Origin of the sequence: Minwuia thermotolerans, assembly GCF_002924445.1 — a bacterium.
In the GTDB taxonomy this organism is placed as follows: Bacteria; Pseudomonadota; Alphaproteobacteria; order Minwuiales; family Minwuiaceae; genus Minwuia; species Minwuia thermotolerans.
Map to the genome: position 1 here is coordinate 81,416 of NZ_PIGG01000037.1, position 21,305 is coordinate 102,720.

A 21,305-nucleotide genomic window follows, 5' to 3' on the forward strand; every position below is an offset into this window, starting at 1 on the left:
GGAGGTCGGGGGAACGCGGCGCGCAGCGCCAGAATGTACGTACATCATCTAGTGTCGGAACCGGGCTGCGTTCAAGAGCGGAGGAGTGGGCGCGCAAGGCCCGCCGGGAGCCTGGCATCCGTCCGCCGCCCTCCTATTTCCAGGCGAAGACCGGCTGTTCGTAATGGGCGACGCGGGTGGGGCGCCCGTGCAGCGCCGCCTCCCGGAACTGGTAGAGCACGGCCGCCGTCGGCGCGTGGATCAGGTTGTCCATCAGCGGCAGGCGGATCACCGGCCGGTCGCTTTCGGGAATCTCCACGAACTGCGGCGAGTCCTCCCGGTCCAGGTCCGCCAGCGGCAGCATGTGCAGCTCCTGCACCTCCGCCGGGTTGAGCGTGAAGGCCGGGCGCTCCCCCGCCCAGGCCACGACCGGGGCGATGCAGTAGCCCGAGCGGGTGACGTAGTCGTCGAGCCGGCCCAGCACGTCCGCATCGGGAATGTGCAGGCCGATTTCCTCCCGCACCTCGCGCAGCGCCGCCTCGATCACGCTCTCGCCGGGGTCGATCCGGCCGCCGGGCAGGGCCCATTGCCCCTTGTGGCTGGAAAGCTTCGAGGAGCGCCGGGTGATGACGAAACAGGGAATGCCGTCATCGTCATGGGTGATGAGGCAGGCGACTGCGGCGCGCTTGGCCGGCTCCCGGTTCGGCGGCGTCCGCTCGAAGCCCGCCAGGTTGCGGGCCGCGTGCTCGCGCAGGCGGCCGGTGGCGGCCGCGTCCATCCAGCTTGATTTCAAATGCATGGCCGTGAGTTTATGGCCTTTCACGTCAGGGCGGAAGCCGGAGGGAAGCATGAGGATCGCAATTGCGGGCGCCGCCGGGCGCATGGGACGGATGCTGCTGAAGCAGGTGAGCGAAACCGAGGGCGCGGAAATCGCCGGCGGGCTGGAGGCGAAGGGCGCCGCCGCGGTCGGCGAGGACCTCGGGCGGCTGGCCGGGCTGGAGCCGGTCGGCGTCACCGTCTCCGACGACCCGGCCGCGGTTTTCGGCGCCGCCGACGTGGTCATCGACTTCACCGTGCCCGAGGCGACGGTCGCCAACGCGAAGGCCGCCGCCGAGACCGGCTGCGCGATGGTGATCGGCACCACAGGGCTGTCGAAGGACCAGCAGGCCGGGATCGAACGCGCGGCGGAGAAGGTCGCCGTGGTCCAGGCGGGCAACATGTCGCTCGGCGTCAACCTGCTGATGCAGACCGCAAAGCAGGTCGCCGCCGCCCTCGGCCTCGACTGGGACGTGGAGGTGGTGGAGATGCACCATCGCTGGAAGATCGACGCGCCCTCCGGCACCGCGCTGATGCTGGGCCGGGCCGCCGCCGAGGGCCGGGGACAGGACCACGACAAGGTCGCCGTGGGCGGGCGCTACGGCCATACGGGCGCGCGGAAGAAGGGTCAGATCGGCTATGCGGCGCTGCGCGGCGGCAATGTCGTGGGCGAGCATTCGATCATCTTCGCCACCGACAACGAACGGGTGACGCTCAGCCACACCGCGACCGATCGCGCCATCTTCGCCGCCGGCGCGGTGCGGGCCGCGATGTGGACCGAAGGGCGCCCGCCCGGCCTCTATGGCATGGTCGACGTGCTGGGACTGGGCGGCGAGCGCTGATCAGAGCCGCTTCGCCACCTCCTCCAGCATCACCTCGGAAGCGCCGCCGCCGATCGACATCACCCGCGCATCCCGGTACATGCGCTCGACCGGGTTCTCGGTCATGAAGCCCATGCCGCCGAAGAACTGCGTGCACTCGTAGAGCACGTGGTTGACCATGTCGCCGGTCAGCGCCTTCACCATAGAGACCTCGCGCGTGCAGTCGAGGCCCTGCGCGTCCAGCCAGGCCGCGTGCCAGGTCAGCTGCCGTGCTGCCTCGACTTCGGCGGCGGCCTTCGCCATGCGCTGGCGCACCGCGCCGAGATCCCACAGCGGGTTGCCGAAGGCGCGGCGCTGCTTGACCCAGTCGAGCGTCTGCTCGATCCCGGCCATGGCCATGCCCACCGAGGCCGCGCCGAGGGTCAGACGCTCGTTCTGGAAATTGTCCATGATGGCGTAGAAGCCCCGGTTCTCCTGCCCCAGAAGGGCGTCGGCGGGCAGGCGTGCGTCCTCGAAGACCAGTTCCGCGGTGTCCGAGGAGCGCCAGCCGGTCTTGTCGAGCGTGCGCGCGGTCTCGAAGCCCGGCGTGTCGCGCTCGACGATGAAGATGGAGATGCCGCGGCTGCCCTTGACCGAGCTGTCGGTCTTGGCCGCGACGAACAGCACGTCGGCGGTGGCGCCGTTGGTGATGAAGATCTTGCGCCCGTTGAGCCGCCAGCCATTGCCGTCGCGCACGGCCTTGGTCGATATGCCGGCGACGTCGGAACCCGCGCCGGGCTCGGTCACCGCGACCGCGGTCAGGATGTCGCCGGCGACGATGGCGGGCATGTACTTCTGCTTCTGTTCGTCGGTGCCGTAGCGGGCCAGATGCGGCGAGGCCATGTCGGTGTGGACCGAGACCATGGCGTGAAAGCCGCCATAGGTGGAGCGGCCGAGTTCCTCGTGCAGCGCCACGGTGGCCAGGGTGTCGAGTTCGGAGCCGCCGTATTCGGCCGGATAGCGCACGCCCAGCAGACCGAGATCGCCCAGCTTCTTCAGCACCGACTTCGGCGTGCGCCCCTCCTTCTCCCAGGCGTCGCCCTTGCCCGTCACTTCCTCAGCGACGAAGCGGCGTACGGTGTCGCGCAGCATGCCGAGTTCTTCGGTCATGTGGACCGGATCGCGGAATATCATCGTTTCGGGCCCTCCCCGGCCTCGCTCGCCGGCGCGGGAACGAATCGGCGCCCCCCGATTCGTTCCGCCTTCACCGGCCTGTCCCCTTTCGTTCGCGCCTGTTCCGGAAATGCGACTCGGAAATGTTCCGGTCGCGGCGCAGCGTCACCCTGCTGTAGCATGGGCCGAAAGACCGGGGGAGATGCCAGATGGTGGATTTCGACAAGGTGCTGAAGCGCTTCACCGACGCGGTGGAGTCCAATGACGGCGCGGGGCTGGCGGCCCTGTTCGCCGAAGACGGCGTCTATCACGACTATATCTACGGACCCTTCGAGGGCCGCGAGCGAATCGCCCACATGCTGTCGAACCATTTCTGGGGCGATGCGAAGGATTTCAGCTGGCAGATGATCGATCCGGTCTGCGACGGGCGCACCGGCTATGCCCGCTATCTGTTCAGCTTCATCTCCACCATGCCGGCCTTCGCGGGCAATCACGTGCTGCTGGAAGGCACCTCGATCTTCATCTTCGGCGAGGACGGCCTGATCGAGAGCTACCGGGAGACGGCGAACGGCGCCGCGGCCATGGTCCAGCTCGGCGTGCCGCCGGAGGTCATGGCGGCCAAGAGCCGGAAGTGGGCGAAGGAACTGCGCGGGCGCGCGGAAGCGGCGGGTCATGTCGCCGCCGGCCGCTCGGCGCTCGACGGTCCGGCGGCGCCCGGAACCGGATAGTACAGCTTCAATTGCGACATTATCGCCCCTGTGGCGCGGCTCGCTTGGAGGGTAGGTTCCGGCGCAGCTATAAGGGGGGTCTGCGGCCGGGGCGCCGCGGACGGGTTACAGGTATCGAGGATCGGAACGGAAATGATGCGGATCTTTCTCGCGATCGCGGCGTTCTTGTCGATGACGACGGCGGGCTTCGGCCAGGAGGGGCGGCTGGGCCAGGGGGAACCCTGGGGACTCAACATGCAGGGGGCGGCCTCTCCCCTGATGGAGGAAATGGTCGATTTCCATAACCTCCTGCTGGTCATCATCACGCTGATCACCCTGCTCGTGCTGGGTCTGCTGATCTGGGTCATGGTGCGCTACAACGAGCGCTCCAACCCGACGCCGTCGCGGACGTCCCACAACACGCTGGTCGAGGTCGTCTGGACCATCGTCCCGATCCTGATCCTGCTGGTCATCGCCGTGCCGTCCTTCAAGCTGCTGATCAACACCCACGAGGTCGAGGACGCGGAGATGACGCTGAAGGCGACCGGCTACCAGTGGTACTGGGAGTACGAGTATCCCGACCACGGCGGCTTCTCCTTCGTGGCCAACATGATCAACGAGGGCGAGGAGGGCTACGACCCCGCGCTGCGCCTGCTGAAGACCGACAATGTCGTCGTGCTGCCGGCCCGGACCAACATCAAGGTCCAGGTCACTGCCGCCGACGTGGGCCACAGCTGGGCCATGCCCGCCGCGGGCGGCAAGGTCGACGGCTGGCCCGGCCATCTGAACGAGCTGCCCATCTACTTCGAAAAGGAAGGCACCTATTTCGGCCAGTGCTCGGAGCTGTGCGGCATGCTGCACGGCTTCATGCCGATCATGGTCGAGGTCGTCAGCAAGGACGAGTTCGAAGCCTGGGCGCAGCAGCAATCCGCGGGCCTGGACGGCGGCGACCTGAAGGTCGCGCAGTCCGGCCGTCGCTGAAACCTCTCGTCAGGAAAGTGAGCCAGACATGAGCTATCTCGGCAAATCGGTCGACGCCCACGGCAACCCGAAGGGCTGGAAGCGCTTCGTCTATTCGACCAACCACAAGGACATCGGCACGCTGTACCTGATCTTCGCGGTCATCGCGGGCATCATCGGCGGCGTGATGTCCATGCTGATCCGCATGGAGCTGCAGAGCCCGGGCGCGGACATCCTCGGCGGCGACCATCACTTCTACAACGTGCTGATCACCGGCCACGGCCTGATCATGATCTTCTTCATGGTGATGCCGGCACTGATCGGCGGCTTCGGCAACTGGTTCGTGCCGCTGATGATCGGCGCGCCGGACATGGCCTTTCCGCGGATGAACAACATCTCGTTCTGGCTGCTGCCGCCGTCCTTCGGACTGCTGGTGCTGTCGATGTTCGTTCCCGGCGGTCCCGGCGGCGACGGCGTCGGCACCGGCTGGGTGATCTATCCGCCGCTCTCGTCGTCGCTCGGCCATCCGGGCATGGCCATGGACTTCGCCATCCTGTCGCTGCACCTGGCCGGCGCGTCGTCGATCCTGGGCGCGATCAACTTCATCACCACCATCTTCAACATGCGCGCGCCGGGCATGACCCTGCACCGCATGCCGCTCTTCGCCTGGGCTGTGCTGGTGACGGCGTTCCTGCTGCTGCTGTCGCTGCCCGTGCTGGCCGGCGCCATTACCATGCTGCTGACGGACCGCAATTTCGGCACCGCCTTCTTCGAGGCCTCGATGGGCGGCGACCCGATCCTGTTCCAGCATCTGTTCTGGTTCTTCGGCCATCCGGAGGTCTACATCCTGATCCTGCCGGCCTTCGGCATCATCAGCCATATCGTCTCGACCTTCTCGAAGAAGCCGGTCTTCGGCTATCTCGGCATGGCCTACGCCATGGTCGCCATCGGTGTCGTCGGCTTCGTCGTCTGGGCCCACCACATGTACACGGTGGGCCTCAGCCTCGACGCGCGCGCCTACTTCACGGCTGCGACGATGGTCATCGCGGTGCCCACGGGCATCAAGATCTTCTCGTGGATCGCGACCATGTGGGGCGGGTCGATGAGCTTCCGCACGCCGATGATCTGGGCGATCGGGTTCATCTTCCTGTTCACCCTGGGCGGCGTCACCGGCGTGGTGCTGGCCAATGCCGGTCTCGACAACTACCTGCACGACACCTACTACGTCGTGGCCCACTTCCATTACGTGCTGTCCATGGGCGCGGTGTTCGCGATCTTCGGCGCCTGGTACTACTGGTTCCCGAAGATGACCGGCTACATGTACTCCGAGTTCGTCGGCAAGCTGCACTTCTGGGTCACCTTCATCGGCGTGAACCTGCTGTTCTTCCCGCAGCACTTCCTGGGCCTGCAGGGCATGCCGCGGCGCATCCCCGACTATCCTGCGGAGTTCGCGCCGTGGAACGAGATATCGTCCTGGGGCGCCTATCTCTCCGGCGTCGGCGTGCTGGTCTTCCTGTTCGGCGTGATCGAGGCCTACATGGCCAAGCGCCGCGTTGGCGACAATCCGTGGGGCGAGGGCGCCACCACCCTGGAGTGGAAACTGCCGTCGCCGCCGCCGTTCCACCAGTACGAGGACCTGCCGGTGGTCCGCGAGCGTCAGCAGGGCTGAGGACCGCAACGCCATGAGCGACGCCGCATATGCTGCGAAGAACGAAGCCGCCCGGGCCACGGAAGCCCGGGCGGTCGACTTCATGCGTCTGCTCAAGCCGCGGGTGATGTCGCTGGTGGTATTCACCAGCGCCGTCAGCCTGCTGGCCGCGCCCGGCTCGGTGCATCCGGTCACGGCGCTGATCGCGGTGATCTGCATCGCCGTCGGCGCCGGCGCCTCCGGCGCCATCAACATGTGGTTCGACGCCGACATCGACGCCGTCATGTCCCGCACCGCCGCCCGGCCCGTGCCGGCGGGGCTCGTCGGACGCGGAGACGCGCTGGTCTTCGGCCTGTTCCTGGCCGCAGCATCGGTCTTCACCATGGGCCTGCTGGTCAACCTGGCGGCCGCGGCGATGCTGGCCTTCACCATCTTCTTCTACGCCGTCATCTACACCATGTGGCTGAAGCGGCTGACGCCCCAGAATATCGTCATCGGCGGCGCGGCGGGCGCGTTTCCGCCGGTGATCGGCTGGGCCGCGGCGACGGGCGACCTCGCCGCGCCGGGCGCGTGGGCGCTGTTCGCCATCATCTTCCTGTGGACGCCGCCGCACTTCTGGGCGCTCGCGCTCTACCGCAGCGGCGACTACGCCCGCGCGGGCGTGCCGATGATGCCGGTCGTGGCGGGGGAGCCGGCGACGCGGCGGCAGATCCTGGTCTATGCGGTCCTGCTGGCGCCGGTGGCGATCCTGCCCTGGGTGCTGGGCGTCGGCGGCGCGCTCTACCTTGCCGTCGCCGTGGTGAGCAGCCTGGTATTCATTGCCCTCGCCGCCGTCGTCTGGCGGCAGCCCACGGGCTATTACGAGGGCGCGAAGCGGCTGTTCGGCTATTCCATCGTGCATCTCTTCACGCTGTTCGCCGCGCTGGGGATCGAGCATGCGGCGGGGTGGGCCTGATGGACCGCTTCGAGCCGCTGAACGAGCAGGAGGCGAAACGCCGCCGCGGCCGCAACCTGGCCGTCGCGCTGGCGCTGGCGGCCTTCGTGGGACTGGTCTTCGCCGGCTCGCTGGTGAAGATGAGCCAGGGCGATCTGCCCGTCATGAATGGGGATGTCGGTGTCCAGCGCTAGCGGCCGCAGCAACGGACGGGTCGTCGTCGTCTGCCTCGCCATGGTGGCGGGCATGGTCGGCCTGTCCTACGCCGCCGTGCCGCTCTACGACCTGTTCTGCCGGGTCACGGGCTTCGCCGGCACCACCCAGCAGGCCGAGGCCGGGTCGGAGATGCTGGGCGAGACCACGATGAAGGTGGAGTTCGATTCAACCCTGGCGCGCGGCATGCCCTGGACCTTCCGGCCCGTGCAGCGCAGCATGACGGTGCGCACCGGAGAGACCGGGCTCGCCTTCTATCGCGCCACCAACCCGACCGACCGGACCATCACGGGCACGGCGAGCTTCAACGTCGCGCCGCTGAAGGCCGGGCAGTATTTCGTCAAGATCGAGTGCTTCTGCTTCACCGAGCAGACGCTCGCGCCCGGCGAGTCCGCGGACATGCCGGTACAGTTCTATGTCGATCCCGCCATCGAGCAGGATCCCAACGCGGACGAGGTGCGCACCATCACGCTCTCGTACACGTTCTTCGAGGCGAAGCCCGCCAAGGGCGAGCCGGACAGCAGGGTCAGCGCCGCCGGTGGGGACGGCGCGGCAAGGAGGGAGTGAGAGCATGGCTGACGCTCACGCCAAGAACCACGATTACCATCTCGTCGATCCGAGCCCCTGGCCGATCATCGGCGCCATCGCCGCCTTTCTCATGGCGGTGGGCGGAATCCTCTCGATCCCGCGCCACAACACCGATGGCTCGATCATCCCGGTCATCGTCTTCGCCGTGGGCTTCCTCGGCGTGATCTACACCATGATCGTGTGGTGGCGGGACGTGATCGACGAGGCCGAGCACAAGGGCCACCACACGCCGGTCGTCCAGTTGCACCACCGCTACGGCATGATCCTGTTCATCGCCTCCGAAGTGATGTTCTTCGTGGCCTGGTTCTGGGCCTTCTTCGGCGCCGCGCTCTATCCCAATGAGGGGATCGGCGGGCAGTGGCCGCCGCAGGGCATCGAAGTCTTCGATCCCTGGCATCTGCCCTTCGTCAATACCGTCATCCTGCTGCTCTCCGGCACCACGGTGACCTGGGCGCATCACGCGCTCAGGGAGGGCGACCGCAAGGGCCTGGTCAACGGGCTGATCTGCACCGTCCTGCTTGGGGCGCTGTTCTCCTGCGTGCAGGCCTATGAATACGCCTATGCGCCCTTCGGTTTCCGGGACGGCATCTACGCCTCGACCTTCTTCATGGCGACGGGCTTCCACGGCTTCCACGTGCTGATCGGCACCATCTTCCTGCTGGTCTGTCTGGTGCGGGCGATCAAGGGCCACTTCAGCCCCGACCACCATTTCGGTTTCGAGGCGGCGGCCTGGTACTGGCACTTCGTGGACGTGGTCTGGCTGTTCCTGTTCGTCTGCATCTACTGGTGGGGCGGCTCCGGCGGCGTCATCCACCAGTGATCGCCTGATCGCCGGCCCGGAATGATGGAAGAAGGCTTTGTCTCGCCATTCCGGGCCGGCTTCGGCTGCCGCTGTCCGCGCTGCGGGGAGGGTCGGCTGTACAGCGGTTTCCTGCAGGTGGCGCGGGCCTGCGACGTCTGCGACCTGGATTATTCGAAGGTCGATTCGGGCGACGGCCCCGCGGTCTTCATCATCTTCATCATCGGCGCGGTCGCCGCGGCCCTGGCGCTCTGGGTCGAGTTCAGCTTCGCGCCGCCCGTCTGGGTCCATCCGCTCTACCTGCTGCCGGTCGTGATCGGCGGCTCGCTCATCCTGCTGCGTCCGGCCAAGGCGCTGCTGATCGCGCTGCAGTTCCGCAACCGGGCGACGCAGGACGTCGATATCTAGAACCGCAGGACAGCCGCGTTGCGTTTTCGTCCCTCTCTCTGGCTCACGATCTTTGCCGCCATGGCCTTCGCCGTGCTCTGCGGTCTCGGCTACTGGCAGCTGGAGCGGCGCGCCTGGAAGACCGGCCTGATCGAGCAGATCGCCGCCCGCATGGGCCAGCCTGCACGGCCCCTGCCCCAGGCGATCGCCGATCCGGCCGAATGGCGCTTCCGGCGCGTCGAACTGAGCGGCGTGTTCCGCCATGAGGGCGAGGTCTATCGCGCCGGCAGGCCGGAAGACGGCGAGATCGGCTACCGCGTCTTCACACCCCTGGTGCGGGACAACGGCCAGGTCGTCATGGTCGAGCGCGGCTGGGTGCCGGGCCGCTTCCGCGATCCCGCGGCGCGGCCGGGCGAGCCGCCCCGCGGCGAGGTGACGGTGACCGGCGTCCTGCGCCTGCCCGATCCCGACACCATCTTCACGCCGGGACCCGACGCGGCGAGCCGCACCTGGTTCGCGGTCGATCCCCCGGCCATGGCCGCGATGTCCGGGCTGGAAGCGCCGGCATGGTACGTGGTCGCCGAGAACGGCAGCGAATGGCCCCGCGCGGAACGGCCCGACCTCAACCTGCGCAACACCCATCTGAACTACGCGCTGACCTGGTTTTCCCTGGCCGCAGTGCTGGCGGTCATCTGGCTGATCATGGGTTTCAGGCGCGGACGGGAGGGACGCCGGTGAACGGTATGGACGCCTATGCGGCCCTGGTCGCACGTTTCCGCCGGCGCGGCCGGGTCGAGGACGCGCTCGGCATCCTCTACTGGGACCGGGCGACGCTGATGCCGTCCGGGTCGGCGGAGGGCCGCGCGGACCAGATCGCCGAGCTCAGCCTGATCGCCCGCGAGATCCTGATCGCGCCGGAAACGGCCGAGCTGCTGGACTGCGCCGAGGCCGACCGGAACCGGCTGGAGAGCTGGCAGGCCCGGAATCTGGAACTGATGCGCCGCGAATACCTGCTCGCCACCGCCGTGCCCACCGACCTCGTCGAGGCGCTGCAGCGGGCCGGCGCGGCCTCCGAGATGTGCTGGCGCGAGACGCGGCCCGCCAACGACTTCGCCCGCCAGCAGCCCCATCTGGAGAAGGTCTTCGCCCTGGTGCGCCAGGCCGCGGCGGCGCGGGGCGAGGCGCTCGGCCTCGCGCCCTATGACGCCCAGCTCGAGCTCTTCGAGCCGGGCCTGAGAGAGGCCACGGTCGCGCCGGTGTTCGAGGATCTGGCCGTCTGGCTGCCGGACATGATCGATGACATCCTGTCCCGTCAGGCCGAGGCCCCCGAACCGGCGCCGCCGCGCGGCCCCTTTCCCCTCGCCGGCCAGAAAGCGCTGGGCCAGCGGGTCATGGCGGCGCTCGGCTTCCGCTTCGCGCAGGGCCGGCTGGACGAAAGCGTTCACCCCTTCACCGGCGGCGTGCAGGACGACGTCCGCCTGACCACGCGTTACGCGCCCGAGGGCTTCGCCGAGGCGCTGATGGGCATTGTCCACGAAACCGGCCACGCCCTCTACGAACAGGGCCTGCCCGTCGAGTGGCGGGGCCAGCCGGTTGGCCGCTCCGGCGGCATGGCGCTGCACGAGAGCCAGTCCCTGATCTGCGAGATGCAGCTTTCCCGCGGGCCGGCCTTCCTGCGCTGGCTCTCGCCCCTTCTGGCGGAAACATTCGGGCCCCAGGCGGCATTCGACCCTGACAATCTGAACCGGCTGGTCACCCGCGTCGCGCGCGGCCTGATCCGCGTCGACGCCGACGAGGCGACCTATCCGCTGCATATCGTGCTGCGGCACCGTCTGGAGAAGGCGCTGCTGTCGGGCGATCTCGCCGTCGGCGACCTGCCCGGCGCATGGAACGACGGCATGGCGGAGCTTGTCGGCATCCGCCCGCCCGACGACCGCGACGGCTGCCTGCAGGACATCCACTGGATGGACGGCGCGGTGGGCTATTTCCCGACCTACACGCTGGGCGCGCTGGCGGCGGCGCAGCTCATGGCGGCGCTCAGGCGCGATGTCGCTGATCTGGACGAACGCGTCGCCGGCGGGGACTTCGCGGCCTTCACCGGCTGGCTCAGGGAAAAGGTCCACCGCCGCGGTCTTTCCGCGACGACGGAAGAAGTGCTGGCCGACGCCACCGGCGCGCCGCTCTCGGCGGAGGCGTTCCGGACCCATCTGGCGGCCCGCTATCTCGGCTGAGCGCGGGGAACCGGCGGGAAATTTGTATCTTCAAGAAGCCGGATTTCCGCACTAGGGTTCGGCCAACGAACAATCGGGCAAGGGGAAGGACACGTCATGCGGCTGATGAGCTTCGAGATCGACGGGAAGACGAGCTTCGGCGCCGTCGAGGGCGACGCGGTGATCGACCTCTTCCCGCTGCTGGGCCAGAAGTACCACAGCCTGCGCGAGGTGCTCGCCGACGACGCGCTTGGCAAGGCCATCCAGGCCGGCTCCGAGGGCAAGCCCGATCATGCGCTGAAGGACGTGACCTTCCTGCCCGTCATCCCCGATCCCCGCAAGATCGTCTGCGTCGGCCTGAACTACGAGGATCACCGCATCGAGACCGGCCGCGATCCGACCGGCTACCCGGTGCTGTTTCCGCGTTACGCCAACTGCCAGGTCGGGCACGGCCAGGCCATGGTGAAGCCGCGCAATTCCGACCAGTTCGACTATGAGGGCGAACTCGCCGTGATCATCGGCAAGGCCGGCCGCCATGTCGGCCGCGACGACGCGCTGAAGCACATCGCGGGCTATGCCTGCTACAATGACGGCTCGGTGCGCGACTGGCAGGCCCACACCCACCAGTTCATGCCGGGCAAGAACTTCACCACCACCGGCGCCTTCGGGCCCTGGATGGTCACCTCCGACGAGATCCCGGATCCCTCCCGGCTGACGCTGACCACCCGCCTCAACGGCGAGGTCATGCAGCACGCCAATACTGATCAGCTCATCTTCAACGTGCCGTTCCTGATCTCCTACATCACCAGCTTCATGGAACTGGAGCCGGGCGACGTCATCGTTTCCGGCACGCCGGGCGGCGTGGGCATGAAGCGGACGCCCCCTGTGTTCATGAAGGATGGCGATACGGTCGAGGTCGAGATCACCAATGTCGGCGTGCTGATCAACCCGATCGTGAACGAGGCCTGAGGCCGGCCGGGACGGCTACTTGGAGGCCGGGAAGGGCGGCGGGCCGCCCAGGCGCGCCATCGCCAGGTCGCGCCATTGCGGCGGCGGCAACGGTCTGGAGAAGAAGTAGCCCTGCAGGCGGTCGCAGCCATTGGCGACCAGCCAGTCGGCGATCTCCTGCGTCTCGACGCCCTCGGCGACGATGTCCATGCCCAGGTCCTTGCCGATCTGGATGGTGCGGCGGACCAGAATGGCATCGCGTTCCGAGCTCATGACGTCGCGGACGAAGGACTGGTCGATCTTCAGCGTGTCGGCCGGAATCCTCTTGAGATAGACCAGCGACGAATAGCCGGTGCCGAAGTCGTCGATGGCGATGCGGACGCCGGTTTCGCGCACGCGCTCCAGGACGGGAACGAGGCGCTCCAGATCCTCGATGATCGCGGTTTCGGTGATCTCGAGCTCGAGCAGGGCGAGATCGGCGGGATCGTCGCCGAAGGCCTCGCGCAGCATGTCCGGGAAGCGCGGATCGGTGACGTCGCTGCCGGAGACGTTGACAGAGAACCGCAACGCCGACTGCGGCGCGAATCCGCGAACCTCGAGGACGTGGCGCTTCGCGGTCTCGAAGCCGAAGCGGGTGAGGTCGAAGATCAGCCGTGATTTTTCCGCCAGCGGGATGAAACGGGCGGGCGAAATGAAGCCGTTTTCCGGATGCGCCCAGCGGACAAGCAGTTCGGCGCCCCGGAGCGAACCGTCCACGGCGAATTTCGGCTGCGCGTGGAAGACCAGCAGCCGCCCGTCGATGGCGCCGCGAAGGTCCGACAGCAGGCGCAGGTTGTCGCGCTGTGCGCCGTCCTGCCCGGAGTCGAACAGATGCACCGACCTGTTCGGGGCCTGACCGGCGCGGGCGATGGCGGCGAAGGACGCCCGCAGCAATTCCTCCGGCTCATCGCCGTGGTCCGGATAGGTCGCGATGCCGATCTCGCAGTCCACCAGCGCCGGCAGGCCGCCCATGTCCAGCGGATCGCGCAGCGCCGAGCGCAGATCCTGGCCGACCGCCACCGCGTCCGTTTCCGGCGTGTTGATCAGGAAGCAGAGGAAACGCGCCTGACCGCCGCGCGCCAGGAAGCCGTCGTCGGGAAGGGCCCCGGCGATGCGCCGCGCGCAGGAGCGCATCAGCGTCTCGTAGGCGTCGACCCCGAACGAGGAATGGATGTCGTCGCCATTGGTCAGGCTCAGGTGGATGACGGCGTGCTGGCCGCTGGAGCCGCCCTCCGCCTCCAGGGTCTGGGCGATATGACGCCGGAGCGGTCCGGCGAGCGGCAGTTCGGTGCTCGCATCGTAATTGGCAAGGCGGAAGCGCTCTTCCCGGCCCCGCAGGACGATGCGGTTGAGCAGGCCGATCACAACGCCGATGGCGCAGAGGTAGACGCCGCGGAACAGCCAGTTCGAGGCCGGCTGCATCTCGCCCGTGGCGACGTCGAGCGGCATCAGCGGCCCCATGAGGATCATGCCGACGAGACCGGCGACGAAGCCGCCGAGCTCGTCGTAACGGAAGGCGGCCAGCAGGATCGGGAAGTAGATGACGTGCAGGTGGACGTATTTCGTGCCGCCGTCAGCGTGCACCAGCAGCCAGGCCCCGGCAAAGGTCAGGATAATCAGGGGTATCGCGACCCAGTGGCGCCGGAACAGCCGGATCGCTTCGAACGCGGACGCAACGCGGTAACTCATGCCCGGACCTTTCGGACCATGCGGTATCCCGTATAGGATGCACGTCAGGGTAATATGGTCCTACATTCAGTCGCGAACCAGCGCCCATGGTTCCCGCTTGGGCTGCGCCAGACGCATAGCCTGAGTGCCGACCGCATTTTCCGTCAGCTGGCGGCGATCAGCAGGCCGGAAACGCTCAGCACGGCGAGGCCGGTGGTCAGCAGCACAATGGTCGAGGCGCGGGCGACCGCTGCGTCGTACTGGGCCGCAAGCACGTAGATGTTCGCGCCGGTGGGCAGGCTGGCGATGACCACCACCAGAAGCGCCAGGTCGGGGGGCAGGTCGAGCACCAGGAAGGCCAGCACCGCCGCCAGCGCCGGATGGACGGCAAGCTTGCAGAGCGTGGCGAAGCCCACCTCGGCGCGGCCTTCGGCGATGGGGCGGCCGTAGAGGCTGCCGCCCAGCGCGAACAGGGCGCAGGGGCCGGCGGCGCCGCCCAGCAGGTCGCCGAAGCGTTCCACCGGTCCCGGCAGCGGCAGGGCCAGAAGGCCCCAGACCACGCCCAGCACCATGCCCAGCATGAAGGGATTGCGCCCGAAGCCCTTCAGCACGTTCAGCGCCAGCCGCGCGGGGCGGAAGCTGGGCGCCGAGGCGGCCTCCAGGAAACCCATGATCAGGGTGATCAGGATCAGGTTGTCGGCCAGCAGGATCAGGCCCGCCGGCGCGCCCGCCGCGGGCCCCAGCGCGCCGATCACCAGCGGCACGCCGAGATAGGCGATGTTGGAGAAGGCGGCGCCGCCGGCGACCACGGTGCGTTCGGCCAGGCTCCGCCCCGGAAAGACGGCGCGGCCCAGCAGCAGGGTGGCGAAGAACAGGATCACCGAGGCCCCGGAATAGGCCGCGACCAGCCGCCAGTCCGACAGCGCACCCATCGGCGCGCGGGCGAAGATGAAGAACAGCAGCACCGGCAGGGCGAAGTAGTAGACGAAGCGGTTGAGGCCCGCGAGGCCCTCGGCGCTGAGCACCCGGAAGCGCATCGCCGCGAAGCCGAGCAGGACCAGCGCGAACAGCGGGACGACCGATTCCAGGACCGCGGTCACAGGGCCAGCAGGGCCCGGAATCCCTCCATCGCGGCGGCATCGGGCGGGCTGCGCCGGCCGCTGGCGCGGTCGAAGAAGCTCATGACGTACTCGACCCGGGCCACGATCTCCCCGTCGGTCTCGTCGGCGATGATCTGGCCAAAGCGGACCGAGGTCTCGCCGAAGCCGAGCGTCGCCACCCGCACGGAAAGCAGGTCGCCCATGCGCGCGGGCCGGCCGTGGCGCACCTGGACGGCGGTCATGGCGCCGGCCGCGCCGCGCTGGCCCATCTCGCGGCGATGGCCGCCCAGCGGGACCTGCACCGCCCAGAGCGCGCGGGTGACGATGTCGAAGATCGCCCGGGGCGACTGCAGTTCGTGCTCGTCGCAGTCGCGCACCTCCACCGTGCCGCGCCAGGCGAGCAGCGCGTGCTCGGGCGGGTGCGCCGGCGTCCAGGGTTCCGGGATCGGCCGGAGCCGCGCCTCCGCTTCCACCGGCGGCAGGTCCGGCGTTGTCCCATCCACCGACACCCGGCGGTCGACGTCGTGGATGGCCCAGCTCGTCTCGAAGCGCATGACCGGCGCGTCGTCATGCGGGCGCAGCATGCGGCCCGCCAGCGTCGTTTCCCCGTCAATGTCCAGCCCGCCTGCGCCCTCGATGAAGGCGGCGTCGCCCGGCGCCAGCTCGCGGCGGAAGTCGATGCGTTCCTTCAGCGGGCGGACGGCAAGGCCCTTCGCGCGCATCTCGATCGGGTCATGGCCCAGTTCGAAGGCGTGCGCCCGGCGCGCTTCCTCGATGGCGTTGGCGTAGTGCTGGATGTTGACGTGGCCGCCCAGGCCGCGCTGCCACTGGTTGAACACCCCGCGCCAGTAGACCGCATCCCCGCTCACAGGCCGAACGCCTCCTTCGGGGCGACGAAGGTCCGGGCGGCGGCGAGAATGTCATCGGGCATGATGGTCCGTTTGCGCGCCTCGAGATCGAAGGGGAAGCCCAGCGAATGGGCGTTCAGCGCCAGCACGCCGTCGGTCAGCCGCGTCATGCGGTGGGCGGTGTGGACCTGCCGCTCCGTCACTTCCAGGAAGCCGGTCTCGACCATGTACAGATCGCCGGGCCGCAGCTCGCGGCGGAACTTCAGTTCCATGGAGACGGCGGCGAGGCCGAGCCGGCGCTGCTTTACCACTGCCGGTCCCAGCCCGATCAGCGACAGCATGTGCAGGAAGGCGTCGCTCAGCGCGGCGTCGTAGAACTGCACGTTCATGTGGCCGAAATGGTCGCACTGCTCGGCGCGGACCACGCCGCGGAACGTCTCCGTCGGTCCGCTCACGATTTCGTCCCGCCCCCGCTCTCCGGCAGGTCCGCGGCCGAGTTGAGCACGAAGGCGTCGACGGTGCGGTCGCGGCCGGGAATGGCGACCTGCCGCCGGGTCCGCCCGCTCATGTCCAGCCCCGCAGTCGCCGCGGTTTCGGCCGACAGCACCAGCTGGCTGCCGAATTCCTTGTTGGCCGCCTCCAGCCGGCTGGCGGTGTTCACCGCGTCGCCGATGGCGGTCAGCGAGACCGTATCGCGGTAGCCCATCTCGCCGACGATGACGTCGCCGACATGGACGCCGATGCCGATGCGCATGGGCTGGCCCAGATCGTCGGCCAGCGCCTGGTTCATGCGATCGAGCGCCACCGAGATGTCGCGCGCCGCCGCGAGCGCCCGCCTTGCCCCGTCCTCGGGTCCCGATTCGATACCGAACAGCGCCATCACCCCGTCGCCGATGAACTTGTCGAGCCGGCCCCCATTGGCCTCGACTGCGCGGCCCATATAGCGGCAATACTGGTTGATGACAAAGACCACGTCATAGGGCAGGCGGCCCTCGGCGAAGCGGGTGAAGTCGCGCAGGTCGGCGAACAGGATGGCGATTCGCCGTTCCGCGCCCTGGGCGTAGCCGTTGCGGCCATAGGCGTCGCGGACCTCCGCCGGCTCCGCCACCAGGGGGATGACGCGCAGGTCGGCCTCGGGCCGGAGCTGGCAGGCCAGCCGGACCCCTTCCGGCGCGCCGATCCGGCGCAGCACGCGGCGCTCTGCGTCTTCCGGCGGCGGCAGCTTTTCCCAGCCTTCCAGCACCCGGATACGGCAGGTGGAGCAGCGCCCGCGGCCGCCGCAGACGCTGGCGTGGGCGATGCCGGCGCGGCGGCTGGCCTCCAGCACCGTGACGCCGGGTTCGACGATGGCGCGGCGGTTGTCGGGATAGCGGATGGTGACCAGGTTGCGCCGCCGCTCCCACAGGTAGTGCGCGCCGCGCGCCGCGCCCAGCAAGCCGATGAAGGCGATCATCGCCGTCCACGTCGCGTCGCGCGTCTCGTAGACCCAGGCCGCCGCCTCGGCCGGCAGGGCGGTGCGCTGCGTATAGGCCTGCAGCCAGACCGGATCCTGGGCGCGCAGGCTCACTTCCTGGCCGCCGCTGACGAAGCCGGCCAGGCCGAGCACCAGCACCATCAGCGCCGCGGTGTAGAGCGCCGGGGCGCAGGGGCGGTAGCGGGGTTTCAGCCTGAGCCACATGTGGACGCCGAGACAGCCATGGATCCAGGCGATGATCGTCAGCGCGGCCTGTTTCAGGCCCTCGAAGGGGTCGAGCTGCCACAGTCCCATCAGCACCCAGCTGTAGGTGTCCTCCAGGCCGTGCAGTTCGTGCAGGCCCCGGTTGGCGAGGATGTGGAGCACCAGCAGCGGCGGGATCGCCAGCGCGGTGATGTACTGCACGACCTCGGCCGCCGTGATGCCGCGCCAGGTCCGCCGGCGGTAGATCGAGGCGAGGCCGGTGGCGACATGGGCCATGGTCGCGGTCAGCAGCACCGCCGTGCCGGCCCAGGAGCGCCAGACGAACAGGAATATCTCGCGGCCCCCGTCCATCGCCTGCAGCGAGACGATGCCCAGGGCGTGATTGACCAGATGCGTGGCCAGGAAGGCGAACAGCACCAGCCCCGAATAGAGCCGCACCCGGTTGATCATCTGGCAAGCGCCCGCATTTCCCCCTTCATGAGCCGAACCTAGACGAATTTCCCCCGGGCGGGCAGGCTTTCCGGCGGGTGCGCCGATCAAGGCTTTGTGCATTCGATTTGCCGCGCCGGGCGGTCTATAGCTCGGCCGGAATGAAACAGGGGGAGGAGCGGCCATGTCCGCTGATGGCGTGATCGAATATTTCTATGCGGCCCATTCGGCCTTTGCCTATCTGGGCTCGAGGCGGTTCATGGAGATCGCGGCGAAGGCCGGGCGGCGGATCGTCCACCGGCCGGTGGACCTGCGGCTGGTGGTGGCGGAAGCCGGCGCGACGCCGTTCCCGAAGCGCTCGAAGGCGCATGTCCGGTATTTCTTCGGCCGCGAGATACAACGCTGGTCGGAGGAGCGCGGCGCGCCGGTGCTGGGCCGGACGCCCACCTTTCACCACCACGACATCGGCCTGCCCAACTGTTTCCTCATCGCCGGCATGGAGCAGGGGCTGGTGATCGACGAACTGGCGCATCGCCTGCTGGAAGCGCACTGGAAGGAGGACGCCGATCTCGCCGACCCGGCGACGCTGCTGCGTCTCGGCCGGGAAGCGGGCGTCGAGCCGCAACCGCTGCTGGAGGCCGCCGACAGCCCGGCCATGCGCGAGATCTACGACCGCTTCACGCGCGAGGCGATCGAGCGCGGCATCTTCGGCTCGCCGACCTATTTCGTCGACGGCGACATGTTCTACGGCCAGGACCGTCTGGAGATGGTCGAACGCGCGCTGGCGAAGCCCTACGCGTGACGCGACGATCTGCAACGACACTAGATCCGTTGGCGTCCTGGGGCTTGACCCCAGGACCCAGAGGGGCGGTGCTGCAGGGCTGGGCCCTTGGATCAAGTCCAAGGGCGGCAGGAGAGGGCAGGGGCGACCTGCATCACTACAGCCCCGGCGAATGCGCCTATTTCGTCTCGTGGTCGGCGCGGTTGTAGGGATCGTCGAGGCGGACGATGTCGTCCTCGCCCAGATAGCTGCCCGACTGGATCTCGATGACCTCCAGCGGCACCTTGCCGGGATTGGCGAGGCGGTGGGCCGTGCCGATGGCGATGTAGGTGGATTCGTTCTCCGACAGCAGCACGGTGTTCTCGCCGGTCGTTACCTTCGCGGTGCCGGAGACCACCACCCAGTGCTCCGCGCGGTGGTGGTGAAGCTGGTAGGAGAGCTGCGCGCCGGGGTTCACCACCAGCCGCTTGACCTGATAGCGGGCGCCGAAATCCAGCGGCTCGTAGTAGCCCCAGGGGCGGTAATGGCGGACATGGCTCTCGTGCTCGGCGCGGCCGTCCGCCTTCAGCATCTCGACCACCTCCTTGACCTCCTGGGTGCGGTCGCGGCGGGCGACCAGCACCGCATCGGAGGTCTCGACGATGGTGAGGTCGGAGACGCCGATGGCGGCGACGACCGTCTTTTCGGTGCGGATGTAGCTGTTGCTCACGTCGCGCAGGATGACGTCGCCCTGGACGGCGTTGCCGTTGGCGTCCTTCTCGGCGATGTCCCACAGCGCGGTCCAGGAACCGATGTCCGACCAGCCGATGTCGCAGGGCATGACGGCGGCGTGTTCGGTCTTCTCCATCACCGCGAAGTCGATCGACTGCGCCGGGCAGGCGGCGAAGGCGGCCTCGTCCAGGCGCAGGAAGTCGAGATCGCGCTTCGCGCCGTCCAGCGACCGCTCCACGGCCTGGACGATGTCGGGACGGAAGCGCCGCATCTCCTCGACCAGCGTGTCCGCGCGGGCGACGAACATGCCGGAGTTCCAGGAATAGCCGCCATCGGCGAGATAGCCGGTCGCCGTCGCCGCGTCGGGCTTCTCGGTGAACCGGTCGACATGGAAGACGCCATCGGCGATGGCCTGGCCCTGGCGGATATAGCCATAGCCCGTGTGCGGCTCGGTCGGGCGGATGCCGAAGGTGACGATGTGGCCGGCGTCGGCCATCTCCACCGCCCGCGCCAGCAGGCGGCGGAAGCCCTCGACGTCGCGGATGACGTGGTCGGCGGGCAGCAGGGCGATCACCGCCTCCGGGTTGCGCGCGAGGCACCAGAGCGCCGCCGCGGCCGCCGCCGGCGCGGTGTTGCGGCCAACCGGCTCCAGCATGATGGCCAGCGGCTCGCGGCCGATGGCGCGGAGCTGTTCGGCGATGATGAAGCGGTGGTCGTTGTTGCAGATCGCCAGCGGCGCTGCGTAGGCGGGGTCGCCGGGCACACGCAGCGCCGTCGCCTGCAGCATGGTCTCCTCGCCGGCCAGCGGCAGGAGCTGCTTGGGGTAGAGGCTGCGCGAGAGCGGCCAGAGCCGTGTCCCCGCGCCGCCCGAGAGCAGCACGGGAAAGATCCGCGCGGTCCCGCTGGTCATCCTGCCGCCCTCCGTGCCGGTCGCTGGCCGCCGAGATTTACCATGGCCACGCCCACGGTCACCAGAACCATGCCGGCGATGGCGGCCGGCCCGAAGGTCTCGCCGAACAGGGGCCAGGCGATCAGCGCCGTGGACGCGGGCACGAGGAAGAACAGGCTGGAGACCTTCGACGCCGCGCCCTGGCGGATCAGGATCATCAGCAGTGTGATGGCGCCGATGGACATCACCAGGACCAGCCAGCCGAGCGCAAAGACGAACTCGCCCGACCAGGTGATCTCGCGGGTCTCGATGGCGAAGGCGATGACGCCGAGCGCGACCGCGGCCGCGGCGAACTGGATGGCGTTGCCCGTGCGCAGGTCCATCTGGGTGCAGAAGCGTTTCTGGTAGAGCGTGCCGATGGTGATGCCGAACAGCGCCATCACCGCCAGCGCCATGCCTTCCGGGGTGCCGAGGCCCTGATCGAGCTTGCGGTAGACCACCAGGAAGACGCCGGCGAGGCCGAGAAAGAAGCCGATCCACTGGCGCAGGCTGACGCGCTCGCCCAGCACCGGCCCGGCCAGGATGGCGGTGAGGATCGGCTGCAGGGCGACGATCAGCGCCGCGGTGCCGGCCTCCACGCCCAGGCTGATGGCGGCGAAGACGCCGCCCAGATAGACCCCGTGCAGCAGCACGCCGACGATGGCGATATGGCCCACGTCGGCCGCGCGGTCCGGCCAGGGCGCCCGCATCAGCAGCGCCAGCGGCGCCAGGATCGCCACGACGAGGGCGAAACGCAGCGCCAGGAAGGTCATGGGCTCGGCATAGGGCAGGCCGAGCTTGGCGCCGATGAAACCGGTCGACCACAGGAAGACGAACACCGCCGGCATCAGCACGGCGGCGACGAATCCGGGCGACGGGGTCTGCGCGGGCGCGGTCATCGGTCTGCCATAGCCGGGCGGGGGCAGACGGACAAGGCCGGACCTCATATAAGGGGCCTGAT

At 68.6% G+C, this 21,305-nt stretch carries 22 protein-coding genes and 1 pseudogene; 13 read left to right on the forward strand and 10 right to left on the reverse strand.

All coding sequences use genetic code 11. From position 1 onward, the window contains the following. Positions 1-133 precede the first annotated feature (133 nt). Positions 134-778 carry an NUDIX hydrolase gene (locus tag CWC60_RS24280; protein ID WP_277422327.1) on the reverse strand — a complete coding sequence of 215 codons (645 nt, stop codon included), beginning with the start codon at positions 776-778 and terminating at the stop codon, positions 134-136. Positions 779-827: 49 nt separating this feature from the next. Between CWC60_RS24280 and dapB the strand changes: the two genes are divergently transcribed. Beyond that, positions 828-1,637 carry a 4-hydroxy-tetrahydrodipicolinate reductase gene (dapB, locus tag CWC60_RS12245; RefSeq protein WP_109794232.1) on the forward strand — a complete coding sequence of 270 codons (810 nt, stop codon included), beginning with the start codon at positions 828-830 and terminating at the stop codon, positions 1,635-1,637. On the opposite strand, the gene CWC60_RS12250 is transcribed toward dapB, so the two are convergent. Then, positions 1,638-2,789 carry an acyl-CoA dehydrogenase family protein gene (locus CWC60_RS12250; protein WP_109794233.1) on the reverse strand — a complete coding sequence of 384 codons (1,152 nt, stop codon included), beginning with the start codon at positions 2,787-2,789 and terminating at the stop codon, positions 1,638-1,640. It abuts the gene before it with no gap. A gap of 188 nt (positions 2,790-2,977) precedes the next feature. On the opposite strand from CWC60_RS12250, the gene CWC60_RS23645 reads away from it, so the two are divergent. The 11 genes from CWC60_RS23645 (at position 2,978) to CWC60_RS12305 (ending at position 12,183) form a co-directional block, all read left to right on the forward strand. Then, on the forward strand, positions 2,978-3,496 hold the full coding sequence (locus CWC60_RS23645) for a nuclear transport factor 2 family protein (RefSeq protein ID WP_164516510.1): 519 nt from the start codon (positions 2,978-2,980) through the stop codon (positions 3,494-3,496). Between the two features lie 135 nt (positions 3,497-3,631). Continuing rightward, positions 3,632-4,456 carry a cytochrome c oxidase subunit II gene (gene coxB, locus CWC60_RS12260; RefSeq protein WP_164516511.1) on the forward strand — a complete coding sequence of 275 codons (825 nt, stop codon included), beginning with the start codon at positions 3,632-3,634 and terminating at the stop codon, positions 4,454-4,456. A 28-nt stretch (positions 4,457-4,484) separates the two neighbouring features. Further along, a complete protein-coding gene (ctaD, locus tag CWC60_RS12265; RefSeq protein ID WP_109794235.1) occupies positions 4,485-6,104 on the forward strand; it encodes a cytochrome c oxidase subunit I in 1,620 nt (539 codons plus the stop codon). A gap of 13 nt (positions 6,105-6,117) precedes the next feature. Beyond that, positions 6,118-7,038, forward strand: coding sequence for a heme o synthase (locus CWC60_RS12270; RefSeq protein ID WP_109794236.1), 921 nt, complete (start codon positions 6,118-6,120; stop codon positions 7,036-7,038). After that, positions 7,038-7,211, forward strand: coding sequence for a hypothetical protein (locus CWC60_RS23650; protein ID WP_164516512.1), 174 nt, complete (start codon positions 7,038-7,040; stop codon positions 7,209-7,211). Before CWC60_RS12270 ends, CWC60_RS23650 begins: the two co-directional genes overlap by 1 nt. A gap of 52 nt (positions 7,212-7,263) precedes the next feature. Continuing rightward, entirely contained in the window at positions 7,264-7,797 is a 534-nt protein-coding gene (locus tag CWC60_RS12280) for a cytochrome c oxidase assembly protein (protein ID WP_420891157.1), read from the forward strand. Positions 7,798-7,801: 4 nt separating this feature from the next. Continuing rightward, the gene (locus CWC60_RS12285; RefSeq protein ID WP_109794239.1) at positions 7,802-8,638 is read left to right on the forward strand and encodes a cytochrome c oxidase subunit 3; all 837 of its coding nucleotides are present in this window, start codon (positions 7,802-7,804) and stop codon (positions 8,636-8,638) included. Between the two features lie 24 nt (positions 8,639-8,662). Next, positions 8,663-9,025: a DUF983 domain-containing protein gene (locus CWC60_RS12290; protein WP_109794299.1), complete on the forward strand. Its 363-nt coding sequence runs from the start codon at positions 8,663-8,665 to the stop codon at positions 9,023-9,025. 18 nt (positions 9,026-9,043) lie between these two features. Next, on the forward strand, positions 9,044-9,742 hold the full coding sequence (locus CWC60_RS12295; protein WP_125182774.1) for an SURF1 family protein: 699 nt from the start codon (positions 9,044-9,046) through the stop codon (positions 9,740-9,742). A gap of 5 nt (positions 9,743-9,747) precedes the next feature. Beyond that, complete coding sequence (locus tag CWC60_RS12300) at positions 9,748-11,235, forward strand: carboxypeptidase M32 (protein WP_109794241.1); 1,488 nt, start codon at positions 9,748-9,750, stop codon at positions 11,233-11,235. Between the two features lie 96 nt (positions 11,236-11,331). Further along, on the forward strand, positions 11,332-12,183 hold the full coding sequence (locus CWC60_RS12305; RefSeq protein WP_109794242.1) for a fumarylacetoacetate hydrolase family protein: 852 nt from the start codon (positions 11,332-11,334) through the stop codon (positions 12,181-12,183). Positions 12,184-12,198: 15 nt separating this feature from the next. Here CWC60_RS12305 and CWC60_RS12310 read toward each other — a convergent pair whose 3' ends face one another. The 5 genes from CWC60_RS12310 to CWC60_RS12330 all read right to left on the reverse strand — a co-directional run bounded on the left by CWC60_RS12310 (position 12,199) and on the right by CWC60_RS12330 (position 17,945). Beyond that, positions 12,199-13,890, reverse strand: a complete 1,692-nt coding sequence (locus CWC60_RS12310) for a putative bifunctional diguanylate cyclase/phosphodiesterase (protein ID WP_109794243.1) — start codon at positions 13,888-13,890, stop codon at positions 12,199-12,201. 143 nt (positions 13,891-14,033) lie between these two features. Beyond that, on the reverse strand, positions 14,034-14,969 hold the full coding sequence (locus CWC60_RS12315; protein ID WP_109794244.1) for an AEC family transporter: 936 nt from the start codon (positions 14,967-14,969) through the stop codon (positions 14,034-14,036). Continuing rightward, positions 14,966-15,838, reverse strand: coding sequence for an acyl-CoA thioesterase (locus tag CWC60_RS12320; RefSeq protein ID WP_109794245.1), 873 nt, complete (start codon positions 15,836-15,838; stop codon positions 14,966-14,968). Before CWC60_RS12320 ends, CWC60_RS12315 begins: the two co-directional genes overlap by 4 nt. Continuing rightward, the gene (locus CWC60_RS12325) at positions 15,835-16,272 is read right to left on the reverse strand and encodes an acyl-CoA thioesterase (RefSeq protein ID WP_109796331.1); all 438 of its coding nucleotides are present in this window, start codon (positions 16,270-16,272) and stop codon (positions 15,835-15,837) included. The genes CWC60_RS12320 and CWC60_RS12325 overlap by 4 nt, the downstream gene beginning before the upstream one ends. Beyond that, a complete protein-coding gene (locus CWC60_RS12330) occupies positions 16,269-17,945 on the reverse strand; it encodes an adenylate/guanylate cyclase domain-containing protein (RefSeq protein WP_164516513.1) in 1,677 nt (558 codons plus the stop codon). Before CWC60_RS12330 ends, CWC60_RS12325 begins: the two co-directional genes overlap by 4 nt. 163 nt (positions 17,946-18,108) lie before the next feature. Between CWC60_RS12330 and CWC60_RS12335 the strand changes: the two genes are divergently transcribed. Then, positions 18,109-18,726 (forward strand): 2-hydroxychromene-2-carboxylate isomerase, encoded by a 618-nt coding sequence (locus tag CWC60_RS12335; protein ID WP_109794248.1) that lies wholly within the window; start codon positions 18,109-18,111, stop codon positions 18,724-18,726. Between the two features lie 157 nt (positions 18,727-18,883). Here CWC60_RS12335 and CWC60_RS12340 read toward each other — a convergent pair whose 3' ends face one another. The 3 genes and pseudogenes from CWC60_RS12340 to CWC60_RS24395 all read right to left on the reverse strand — a co-directional run. Beyond that, positions 18,884-20,326, reverse strand: a complete 1,443-nt coding sequence (locus CWC60_RS12340; RefSeq protein WP_109794249.1) for a mannose-1-phosphate guanylyltransferase/mannose-6-phosphate isomerase — start codon at positions 20,324-20,326, stop codon at positions 18,884-18,886. Beyond that, the gene (locus tag CWC60_RS24390) at positions 20,323-20,760 is read right to left on the reverse strand and encodes a DMT family transporter (protein ID WP_420891158.1); all 438 of its coding nucleotides are present in this window, start codon (positions 20,758-20,760) and stop codon (positions 20,323-20,325) included. The genes CWC60_RS12340 and CWC60_RS24390 overlap by 4 nt, the downstream gene beginning before the upstream one ends. A gap of 51 nt (positions 20,761-20,811) precedes the next feature. Next, positions 20,812-21,291, reverse strand: a pseudogene (locus CWC60_RS24395) (DMT family transporter); the annotation flags it as partial. Between the last annotated feature and the right edge of the window lie 14 nt (positions 21,292-21,305).

Coding starts and splice junctions, on each gene's coding strand:
- CWC60_RS23645 (WP_164516510.1), top strand. CDS start 2,978: ATGGTGGATTTCGACAAGGTGCTGAAGCGCTTCACCGACGCGGTGGAG.
- CWC60_RS12330 (WP_164516513.1), bottom strand. CDS start 17,945: ATGATCAACCGGGTGCGGCTCTATTCGGGGCTGGTGCTGTTCGCCTTC.
- CWC60_RS12340 (WP_109794249.1), bottom strand. CDS start 20,326: ATGACCAGCGGGACCGCGCGGATCTTTCCCGTGCTGCTCTCGGGCGGC.
- CWC60_RS12310 (WP_109794243.1), bottom strand. CDS start 13,890: ATGAGTTACCGCGTTGCGTCCGCGTTCGAAGCGATCCGGCTGTTCCGG.
- CWC60_RS12305 (WP_109794242.1), top strand. CDS start 11,332: ATGCGGCTGATGAGCTTCGAGATCGACGGGAAGACGAGCTTCGGCGCC.
- dapB (WP_109794232.1), top strand. CDS start 828: ATGAGGATCGCAATTGCGGGCGCCGCCGGGCGCATGGGACGGATGCTG.
- CWC60_RS12250 (WP_109794233.1), bottom strand. CDS start 2,789: ATGATATTCCGCGATCCGGTCCACATGACCGAAGAACTCGGCATGCTG.
- CWC60_RS24280 (WP_277422327.1), bottom strand. CDS start 778: ATGCATTTGAAATCAAGCTGGATGGACGCGGCCGCCACCGGCCGCCTG.
- CWC60_RS12335 (WP_109794248.1), top strand. CDS start 18,109: ATGTCCGCTGATGGCGTGATCGAATATTTCTATGCGGCCCATTCGGCC.
- CWC60_RS12280 (WP_420891157.1), top strand. CDS start 7,264: ATGGTCGGCCTGTCCTACGCCGCCGTGCCGCTCTACGACCTGTTCTGC.
- coxB (WP_164516511.1), top strand. CDS start 3,632: ATGCGGATCTTTCTCGCGATCGCGGCGTTCTTGTCGATGACGACGGCG.
- ctaD (WP_109794235.1), top strand. CDS start 4,485: ATGAGCTATCTCGGCAAATCGGTCGACGCCCACGGCAACCCGAAGGGC.
- CWC60_RS12285 (WP_109794239.1), top strand. CDS start 7,802: ATGGCTGACGCTCACGCCAAGAACCACGATTACCATCTCGTCGATCCG.
- CWC60_RS23650 (WP_164516512.1), top strand. CDS start 7,038: ATGGACCGCTTCGAGCCGCTGAACGAGCAGGAGGCGAAACGCCGCCGC.
- CWC60_RS12290 (WP_109794299.1), top strand. CDS start 8,663: ATGGAAGAAGGCTTTGTCTCGCCATTCCGGGCCGGCTTCGGCTGCCGC.
- CWC60_RS12300 (WP_109794241.1), top strand. CDS start 9,748: ATGGACGCCTATGCGGCCCTGGTCGCACGTTTCCGCCGGCGCGGCCGG.
- CWC60_RS12270 (WP_109794236.1), top strand. CDS start 6,118: ATGAGCGACGCCGCATATGCTGCGAAGAACGAAGCCGCCCGGGCCACG.
- CWC60_RS24390 (WP_420891158.1), bottom strand. CDS start 20,760: ATGGCGCTGGCGGTGATGGCGCTGTTCGGCATCACCATCGGCACGCTC.